Source organism: Microbacterium sp. NPDC019599 (assembly GCF_040632175.1).
Taxonomy (GTDB): Bacteria; Actinomycetota; Actinomycetes; order Actinomycetales; family Microbacteriaceae; genus Microbacterium.
Genome location: NZ_JBEYBL010000004.1, coordinates 362,975 through 371,901, shown reverse-complemented (window position 1 = coordinate 371,901; position 8,927 = coordinate 362,975). Strand labels below are relative to the sequence as shown.

Below are 8,927 nucleotides of genomic sequence, written 5' to 3'. Positions count from 1 at the left end.
CGGAACTCCGGTGAATGTGGTGCGGGCATCTCACAGACTCCTTCCGAGACGATCATCGCCTCATCTCAGGTGTCCGGGAAACCGGGCCAAGCTCCAGGCCCGTTCACGATGTCTCGAGACATCCCAGGTCCCACCAGGAAACCGTTCACCATGTCCCGAGACACCCGTTCACGATGTCCTGAGACCACACACCACCGTCACCGCCATCGTCGAAGCCCCGCGATCCCTTGAAAACACTGGGATCGCGGGGCTTCTGCGTTGCCGCCTCCGGCCCACGCCCACGAGTTGCCCACCTCTGTGTGAGCATCCACGCTGTGACGTCTCGAATTCCAGACATCCCGCCCTTCCGGTGGCGGTCGCCCGGTCCTCGCCGTCAGCGGTCGGGAGCCTTGAGCCTCTCAGAGCCAGCCGTTGTCCGTCGCGATCCGCACGGCTTCAGCTCTGGAGCCGGCGCCGAGCTTGCCGATGGCAGTCGACAGGTGATTGCGCACCGTCCCCTCGCTGAGGAAGGTCGCCGCAGCGACCGCGGCTGTCGACCCGCCGCCGGCGGCCGCCGCCAGAACCTCCGTCTCTCGCCTGGTCAGTGGGGACGGTCCGATGCTCAGGCTCGCCGCAGCCAGGTCCGGGTCGACTACTCGGAACCCTGCGTAAGCCCGCCTGACGGCATCCACCAATCGGTCGGCCGAGGCGTCCTTCACCATGAAGCCGACGGCTCCCGCCTCCATGGCACGCCGCAAATACCCGGGGCGGCCGAATGTGGTGAGGACGATGACCTTGGTCTGCGGTCGGGTGGCCACGATCGCGGCTGTGGCTTCGAAACCGTCCCTGCAGTCGGGCGCACCCGGCATCTGCACGTCCATCAGAACAACGTCCGGAGCGGCCTCGGCGGCCTGGCGCACCGACTCCGGCGCGCTCGTGGCGAGTCCGACGACCTCGAGGTCGGGCTCTGTGCGAAGCAGCGCCCCCAGCGCCTCTGCGATGATCGTCTGGTCATCGGCGACGAGCACCCGGATCATCTCTCGCTCCGGACCGGCTCTGGCGACGATGCGAGGCTCGCGCGCACCGACGTGCCGCCGCCGGGGACAGCAGCGACCTCGAGGATGCCGCCCGCCGCGGTGACGCGTTCCCCGAGCCCGCTCAGCCCGTGGCCCGACCGGTCTGCACGGACTCCGACGCCGTCGTCGCGGACCTCGACGGAGTGCTCGTCGACCTCGATCGCGCACGACGTCGCCTGGGCGTGGCGCACGACGTTGGTCACAGACTCACGGACCACATATCCGAACAGCTCGCTGATGCCGTCCGGGAGTGTGGGCAGCGCGACGGGCGTGCGGGCCTCGACGCCTGCCGCGAGCAGCACCGATCGTGCGCTCGCGATCTCGGTGGCGAGCCGGATCTCGGTCAGTCCCGACACCGTGGCACGGACGTCGGCCAGCGCCTGGCGGGCGATCGCCTCGACGGCGACCATCTGCTCCTTTGCGGCAGCCGGCTTCGTGTCGGCGAGGCGAGCCGCCAGAGAGGACTTGATCGTGATGGCGGTCAGCGAGTGGCCGAGGATGTCGTGCAGGTCGCGGCTGATCCGCTCCCGTTCGGCCGCCACCGTGAGCGTCTCGATCCTGGTCTGGCTGCGCTCGAGCATGCGCCTGATCCGGATGCTCTCCATCACCCCGGCCATGCCGAGTCCGATGCCGAGCGAGAGCGCCGCGAAGAGCACCGGCATCCATGAACCGCCGAGGACGCCTGCCAGGCTGAGCGCGAGCGCCCAGACGACCAGGGCGAAGCGGGCGTGCCGCCACGGGATGAGGGTCGCGGTCAACGCAGCGGGGTAGATGCCGAAGAGGGCGAACTCACACCCCCACAGCAGCGCTCCGCCGAGTACGACGAAGCCGGTGAATCCGGCGACGTAGCACCAGCGGACCAAGAGCGGCGAGTCGGCGGTCCAGGCCGCGCCGACGTAGGCTGCGGCGAGGACGACGAGGAAGCCGATTCGCAGGCCGAGGCCCACAGCATCCACTCCCTCTGCGATCGTGGGAATCGCGAAGACGAGGAAGACGATGCCGCCGAGGTAGGTCCAGAGCAGATTCGTCCGGGCCCGATGCCATCGGAATGGCAGGTCGGTCGAGGGGCCGAGCGCCCACGGCGCGGCGTCCGGGTCGTCTCCCGACCCGAACGCCGCGGGCCGCAGCAGGCCGCCGAAGACGGACCGAGCCATGGCGCCTCCTCGCGCTCAGCGTTTGCTGGTTGCCGCGGCTCGACGATAGCCGAGCGCACCGAGCACTGTCAGGACCGCCGACCATGCCAGCAGCGCCCAGATGCCGCCCCAGGGGAAGCTCGCCTCGGGAAGGAACGGGAAGCGGCCGAGCTCGCCCAACCAGTAGGTGGGGAAGATCGGCGCCACCGCCTGCATCGCCGGCGGCATCGCGTCGACCGGGAACCACAGGCCGCCGAGCAGCGAGAGGGCAAGGAGCAGCATGGTGGTGACGGCCTGCACCGCCTCTGCTTTGATCCAGACGCCGACCACCATGCCGAGCACGGTCATCGGCAGAAGGCCGAGCCAGAGCAGTCCCAGCGAGGCGGCCCACTGGCCGACGGTGGCAGTGACCCCGCCGAGCAGGGCCCCTGCGACGAAGACGAGGAGCAGCGCCGGCAGGACCAGGAGCATGGTCACGGCCGCCCGCGCCCAGAGGAAGACCCGCGGCGAGACCGACGTGATCATCAGCTGACGGAACCAGCCCGACCGACGCTCGAGCGCGAGCTGCGCGCCCCCGCTCATGGCCGCGCCGAGGCTTCCGTACGCGGCCATCGAGACCATGATCATCGCGGAGGCCGCCCCGGTGTCGCCCGCACCACCGTAGATGGCGTTGAAGACGAGATAGAGGGTCACGGGCATGATGACGGTGAAGAGGACGAAGCTGACGTTCCTAGCGGTGAGCTTCGCGCTGTGCAGCGCGTAGTGGAGTGCCGGCATGCCTCCGGCTCCTCGGATCGTCGGCCGTTGATCGAGCAGGGTGGTCATCGCGTCGCTCCTTTCAGTGTGCTGTCGAGGTGAGTGGTGAGGGCGATGAACGCGTCCTCCAGGTTGGCTGCGGCGACCTCGACGTCTTGGACACGGTCGTCGCGTAACAGTGCGCGAAGCGTGCTGTCGGAATCGGTGCTGTGCAGCCGCCAGCGCGGACCCGCCTTCTCGACCGCGACGACTCCGGGCAGGCCGCCCAGTCCGGCCGAGTCGAGGTCGATGGCGGTGAGTGTGATCGTCCGCCCGGCGACGCGCGAGCGGATCTCGTCACCGGTTCCCTGGGCCACGACCCGTCCCGCGTCGAGCACGACGATCCTCTGGGCGACGTCGTCGGCCTCTTCGAGGTAGTGGGTCGCGAACAGCACCGTGCGCCCGGCGTCGGCGAAGTCGCGCATCGAGCGCCAGAAGCGCCGGCGCGTCTCGACGTCCATGCCCACAGTGGGCTCGTCGAGGATGAGCAGGTCGGGGTCGGGCAGCAGCGCCAGGGCATACCGCAGCCGCTGGGCCTGACCGCCGGACAGCCGGTCGGTCCTCGTCTTGAGGAACGCCCCCAGGTCGGCTCGGTCGATGACCTCATCGACCGCGAGCGGGTGGGCGTGCAGCCCGGACATCAGTCCGAGGACATCGATGACTCGGGCGTCGGCCAGCAGAGCCCCGACTTGGAGCATCGCCCCGACCCGCCCAGAGCGGACGGCAGCGAGCGGGTCGAGGCCGAACACCGCGACGGCGCCGGCGTCCGGCTTCGTCAGGCCGAGGATCACCTCGTTGATGGTCGACTTGCCGGCGCCGTTCGGGCCGAGGACGGCCACGATCTCACCGGGCTCGATACGCATGGTGAGGTCGTCGACCGCCCGTACCGCACCGTAGGACTTGGACAGCTTCGTGACCTGGACCGCAGCGATGCGGTCGCCGGGGCCCGATGTCGCGCGGGCGGCATGGGCCAGTCGGGTGGGTGACATTTCGTGCATGTCCCCACTCTCGCGCCGGCCGCATCCCGATGCCTCGGCCGCACGTCACGACCTCACCGTGACTTCTGTCACTGCTCAGGCCTCGCGTCCGCGGCCGTTCCGCCGGACGGCGGACGGCGGACGGCGCTCGGCGGATCAGCCGCCCGACGACGGCGGGCCGTCGAGGAGCGACGGGATGTAGTCCAGCAGCTGGATGCGGCCGTCGAACGTGCGGCTCTCGATGAGTTCGAGAGCGACGTCGGGGTAGCCGTCGTAGATCCGCTCGCGTCCCGTCTTTCCCGTGATGACGGGGAAGACGACGACGCGGAACCTGTCGACCAGGCCCGCCTTCAGCAGCGATCGGCACAGCGCGAGGCTTCCGATCGTCCGCAGGGACTTCCCCTCGGACTTCATGGCACGGACGGATTCGACAGCATCCGTCGCCACCAGGCGGGTGTTCGGCCACGTGAGCGGCTCTTCGAGCGTCGAGGAGAAGACGACTTTGGGCGTGCGGGCCAGCTCATCCAGCGTTTCACCCTCGGCACCCTGCACGGCGAACCCCGACATGAGCGTGTAGGTCGTCGCACCCATCAGGAGCGTGTGATGCCGCTCGGGCTGCTCGTCGAGCCAGGCGAGGTATTCCGGCCCCTGCAGACCCCACCAGCCGGGCCAGCCCTCCGCCGAGGCGTACCCGTCCAGTGAGGTGATGAAGTCGACCATGAGCTGTCCACGGTGTGTGGTCGCGGGGTTCATCGCTGCTCCTCCTGTCATCCGGTCTGCTTCGACCGTATGCCGAGATCGAGTTCCGATCACCGGGGTCGGCGGATCGGATCGGCGAGTTCGCGGTGCCGGCCAACCCGCGCTCAGCTCCGACGCCCGACGTATAGTCGGCGTGTGCTGACCCCGACCTGGAGGTGAGTCATGAGCGCCGTCGCGACCGATCCGCAGCGGATCGCGGTGCTGCGCCGCCGGATCCGCCTCGTCGTCGCGGTGACGATCACGTGGAACATCCTCGAGGGGATCGTCGCGCTCATCGCCGGCGGGGTGGCCTCGTCGGCCGCGCTGATCGCCTTCGGGCTGGACTCCTTCGTCGAGGTGCTCTCCGCCGCCGCGGTGGCGTGGCAGTTCTCGGCACGGGATCCGGAGACGCGGGAGAAGACCGCGCTCCGCGTGATCTCGATCGCGTTCTTCGCGCTGGCGGCGTACGTGACGGTGGATGCCGTGCTGTCCCTCGCCGGTCTGCGGGAGCCCGAGCAGAGCGCGGTCGGGATCGTGCTGGCGGCGCTGAGCCTCACGGTGATGCCGTTCCTGAGCTGGTTCGAGCGGCGTGCGGGCCGCGAGCTCGGCTCCGCGTCCGCTGTCGCCGATTCGAAGCAGACCCTGATCTGCGCCTACCTTTCGGCAGCGCTGCTTGTCGGGCTCGTCGCCAACGCGCTCCTCGGATGGGCGTGGGCGGATTCGATCGCGGCGCTCGTGATCGCCGGATTCGCCGTGAAGGAGGGCATCGAGGCATGGCGCGGCGATGCGTGCACGACCCCGGTCGGCGTGCTCACCGGCGAGATCGACGACCACGACCACCACGGCGACCACGACCAGGACTGAGCCGCCTCAGACTCCGACGCGCGTCTCCTCAGACTCCCGGACGACCCGCCTCAGGAAATAAGGCATCCTCCCGATGGAGGCCCGGTGCCTTAGCGACGAAAGTCACTCAGGACAAACCACCCTGAGGAGACGCCATGTACGTCAGCGAGGACACCTTCCCCCACCTTCGCCAGGCCGCCGAAGAGCGACTGCTCCGCGAGCTCGAGTACCGCCGGGTCACCAAGGAGCGCGTCGCCGACACGACGCCGCCCCGCGAGCGCGGCCTGCGACTGCGCGCCCGCACGCTCCGCCGGCTGGTGCACCTGGCACCCCGGGCGATCTCGCACACGTGATCACCCCGTCCACGGGCCCGCTCGCCTCCGTCATCGAACGGCGGTCGAGCGGGCCCGATGTCGGGGGGCGGTGGGACGATGTGTACATGCGAGCAACGGTCAGTCCCTCGCTCGTCGGCCGCGAGGCTGACCTCGAGGCACTCCAAGACGCGCATGCCGACAGCATCGCGGGTTCGAGCCGTGCCGTGCTCGTCGGCGGCGAGGCGGGCATCGGCAAGACCCGGCTCGTCGGCGAGTTCCTGCGCTCGCTTCCCGCCGACACGATCGTCCTGCGGGGGCAGTCGGTCGACTTCGATCGCGACGCGCCTCCCTACGCCCCGATCCTCTCCGCCCTCCGATCCCTTGCACAGGAGGTGGGCGAGGCCGCGCTCTTCGACGCCTCGGGTCCCGCACGCGACGCGCTCGCATTGCTGCTGCCCGAGCTGAGCGCCGGTGCGACAAGCATCGAGGCGCCCGTCCGCGGCGGCGCCGATCGGCTCTACGACGCCGTCGCCGAGGTGCTCGAGAATGTCGCGGCAGTGCGTCCCGTCGTGCTCGTGATCGAAGATCTGCACTGGGTCGATCCGCAGAGCCTGGGGCTGCTGCGCTTCCTGATCCGCGTCATCGAGGATGCACGGCTGCTCATCGTCCTGACCTTCCGCAGCGACGAGCTGAGGCGGGGCAGCCCCCTGCGCGCCCTGCTGCCCGAGCTCGACCGCAACCGTCGCGTCGTCCGCGTCGAGCTCGCGCGCCTCGACCGACGCCAGGTGCGCGAGATGGCGACAGCGATCCTCGACCACCCGCCCGACGAGGACGAGCTCGCGCAGGTGTACGTGCGGACCGAGGGCGTGCCCTTCTTCGTCGAGGAGCTCGTGTGCTGCAGCGGGGTCCGCAGCATGGACGCGTTCCCCGACACGCTCCGCGATATCCTGCTCGCTCGCTACGACCAGCTCACTGAGTCGTCCCAACGGATGCTGCGACTCATCGCCGCAGGCGGTGTGCGTGTCGAGCACGAACTGCTCGTCGCCGTGTGCGACGAATCCCCCGAAGGCATCGATCTCGCGGCCAGCGAGGCCATCGCCGCGAGCGTGCTCGTCGTCGACGGCACCGCCTACGCGTTCCGGCACGCGCTGGTGCGCGAGGCGATCCACGACGAGCTGCTCCCCGGCGAGCGGGTGCGCTTCCACACCCGCTACGCCGAGGCGCTGACGAGTCAGTCCGGAGCGGACGGCGCAGACGCGACGGCGATCTCGTACCACTGGATGGCGGCGCACAACACGCGCCAGGCCTTCATCGCGTCGATCGCCGCCTTCCAGCAGTCGAGGTCCTCGTTCGCGTTCGCCACCGCCGCATCCATGGGCGAGCGGGCGATCGAGCTGTGGGACCAGGTGCCCGACGCGGACGACCTCGCCGACCGCACGAAAGTGCAGCTGCTCCACGACACGTCTTATGTGCTGCGCAACGCCGGCGAGAGCGAGCGTGCGATCGCCCTGATCGACGTCGCGATCGCGCTGTGCGACCGGGCCGACGCGGCGACGTACGCGCTCCTGCTGCGCAACAAGGCGTCGTATCTGGCCAACATCGGCCTCACCGGATCGACCGAGCTGCTGCGCGAAGCGCTCTCGGTGCTCGAAGGTCAGCCACCCAGCGTGCTGCGCGCCAACGTGCTCGGCGAGCTGGCCGCCCGCCTCATGCTCGACGCACGGTTCGCGGAGGCGATCGAGATGGCGGACGGCGCCTTCGCCGAAGCCACCGCGGTCGACAACCGGCCGCGGATGTCCGTGGCATCCAACATCCGGGGCTTCTCGCGGCTCGCCGCCGGTGACATCGACGCGGGGCTCACCGACCTCGCACTGGCCCGGGAGTACGCCGTCGGCAACGATTCCGCGCGCCTGCGGTACTGGGTCAACCAGTCGGATGCTCTGAATCTCCTCGGCCGCTACGACGAGGCCGTGCGCACCGCCGAGGAAGGCGCCGAGCGGGCGCGGCAGCGAGGCGTCGAGCGCACATCGGGGGCGATGCTGCTGTCGAACGTGATCAGCCCGCTCTACGCGCTCGGCGAGACCCAACGCGCGAACGAGATGCTCGATCGCGCCCTCGAGCTCGACGCGCCCATCGGTTTCAGCGCGCCCTTGCGGCGCCTCAAGGTGCAGGCCGCGCTGTGGTCCGGCGATCGCCCGCTCGCCGAGCGACTGCTCCGCGGCTGGTACGGCTCACTGCGGCAGCAGGGCAGGTCCGATGTGCAGGCCGCGCTCGGTCTCGCCCTGATCAGCGGCGAGCTCGCGCTCGCCCGCGGCGAGACGCGGGAGGCCTGGCAGCAGGTCAGCGTGCTGATCGACCCCGACCACCGGTCGTTCCCCGCCTACGACCTGCCGCTCATCGCGTTCGCGGCGCGCGTGCTCGGCGCCGCGCGGGTCACCGGCATGACGCTGTCCGGCGCGGACGGAGAGCCTCGCTCGGCCGACGAACTCGAACGCGACGTACGTTCCGCGCTCGCCGACGCGACCGTGTGGCCGACAGCATCCGCATACTCGGCCATAGTCGATGCCGAGCTGGGCGGTCCGCGCGGCACGGGGACCGATCCTGCGCTGTGGCAGGGCGCGCTGGAGGCGACCCGCGACGACGTCGCCCCCGCCCAGCTCGCGCCGTATGCCGCATTCCGGCTCGCGGAGGCGCTCGCGAACGCCGGTGACCGTGCCGGTGCACGGTCCGCGGCGCAGACGGCACGCACGTCGGCCGAGGCGATCGGCATGGGGCTCATCGTCGACAGCGTGACCGAACTCGAGCGCCGCGTGGGTGCGATCGGCGGCGACCACCGCGATACGGCAGGGGATGCCGCATCCCTCGACGCCCTTCTCACCGAGCGCGAGCGGCAGGTGCTGGATCTCGTCGCACGCGGGATGAGCAACGGCCAGATCGCCGAGCAGCTCTTCATCAGCACCAAGACCGCGAGCGTGCACGTGTCGAACATCCTCCGCAAGACGGGCGCGACGACCCGCACGGAGGCCGCATACCTGTCGACGAACTCTGCTCGCTGAGCGCCCCCGACCACGC

Annotated in this window: 8 protein-coding genes; 3 read left to right on the top strand and 5 right to left on the bottom strand. The window is 70.1% G+C overall.

Annotated features, from left to right (window positions below; all coding sequences use genetic code 11):
* Positions 1–398: 398 nt before the first annotated feature.
* The 5 genes from ABZ477_RS10435 to ABZ477_RS10415 form a co-directional block, all read right to left on the bottom strand.
* Entirely contained in the window at positions 399–1,016 is a 618-nt protein-coding gene (locus tag ABZ477_RS10435; RefSeq protein WP_360131967.1) for a response regulator transcription factor, read from the bottom strand.
* Entirely contained in the window at positions 1,013–2,209 is a 1,197-nt protein-coding gene (locus ABZ477_RS10430) for a sensor histidine kinase (protein ID WP_360131963.1), read from the bottom strand. Before ABZ477_RS10430 ends, ABZ477_RS10435 begins: the two co-directional genes overlap by 4 nt.
* A gap of 15 nt (positions 2,210–2,224) precedes the next feature.
* Complete coding sequence (locus tag ABZ477_RS10425) at positions 2,225–3,013, bottom strand: ABC transporter permease (RefSeq protein WP_360131960.1); 789 nt, start codon at positions 3,011–3,013, stop codon at positions 2,225–2,227.
* Positions 3,010–3,981: an ABC transporter ATP-binding protein gene (locus tag ABZ477_RS10420; protein WP_360131957.1), complete on the bottom strand. Its 972-nt coding sequence runs from the start codon at positions 3,979–3,981 to the stop codon at positions 3,010–3,012. Before ABZ477_RS10420 ends, ABZ477_RS10425 begins: the two co-directional genes overlap by 4 nt.
* Positions 3,982–4,116: 135 nt before the next feature.
* Positions 4,117–4,713: a dihydrofolate reductase family protein gene (locus tag ABZ477_RS10415; protein ID WP_360131954.1), complete on the bottom strand. Its 597-nt coding sequence runs from the start codon at positions 4,711–4,713 to the stop codon at positions 4,117–4,119.
* Between the two features lie 168 nt (positions 4,714–4,881).
* Here ABZ477_RS10415 and ABZ477_RS10410 point away from each other — a divergent pair, with 168 nt between their 5' ends.
* The 3 genes from ABZ477_RS10410 (at position 4,882) to ABZ477_RS10400 (ending at position 8,911) form a co-directional block, all read left to right on the top strand.
* Positions 4,882–5,562 carry a cation transporter gene (locus ABZ477_RS10410; protein ID WP_360131951.1) on the top strand — a complete coding sequence of 227 codons (681 nt, stop codon included), beginning with the start codon at positions 4,882–4,884 and terminating at the stop codon, positions 5,560–5,562.
* A gap of 134 nt (positions 5,563–5,696) precedes the next feature.
* Entirely contained in the window at positions 5,697–5,894 is a 198-nt protein-coding gene (locus tag ABZ477_RS10405; protein ID WP_360131948.1) for a hypothetical protein, read from the top strand.
* Between the two features lie 86 nt (positions 5,895–5,980).
* Positions 5,981–8,911, top strand: a complete 2,931-nt coding sequence (locus tag ABZ477_RS10400; RefSeq protein ID WP_360131945.1) for an AAA family ATPase — start codon at positions 5,981–5,983, stop codon at positions 8,909–8,911.
* Positions 8,912–8,927: the final 16 nt, after the last annotated feature.

What these genes read in the sequence shown, in the direction of transcription:
- ABZ477_RS10400 (WP_360131945.1), top strand. Translation starts at nt 5,981, where the DNA reads ATGCGAGCAACGGTCAGTCCCTCGCTCGTCGGCCGCGAGGCTGACCTC.
- ABZ477_RS10405 (WP_360131948.1), top strand. Translation starts at nt 5,697, where the DNA reads ATGTACGTCAGCGAGGACACCTTCCCCCACCTTCGCCAGGCCGCCGAA.
- ABZ477_RS10420 (WP_360131957.1), bottom strand. Translation starts at nt 3,981, where the DNA reads ATGCACGAAATGTCACCCACCCGACTGGCCCATGCCGCCCGCGCGACA.
- ABZ477_RS10415 (WP_360131954.1), bottom strand. Translation starts at nt 4,713, where the DNA reads ATGAACCCCGCGACCACACACCGTGGACAGCTCATGGTCGACTTCATC.
- ABZ477_RS10425 (WP_360131960.1), bottom strand. Translation starts at nt 3,013, where the DNA reads ATGACCACCCTGCTCGATCAACGGCCGACGATCCGAGGAGCCGGAGGC.
- ABZ477_RS10410 (WP_360131951.1), top strand. Translation starts at nt 4,882, where the DNA reads ATGAGCGCCGTCGCGACCGATCCGCAGCGGATCGCGGTGCTGCGCCGC.
- ABZ477_RS10430 (WP_360131963.1), bottom strand. Translation starts at nt 2,209, where the DNA reads ATGGCTCGGTCCGTCTTCGGCGGCCTGCTGCGGCCCGCGGCGTTCGGG.
- ABZ477_RS10435 (WP_360131967.1), bottom strand. Translation starts at nt 1,016, where the DNA reads ATGATCCGGGTGCTCGTCGCCGATGACCAGACGATCATCGCAGAGGCG.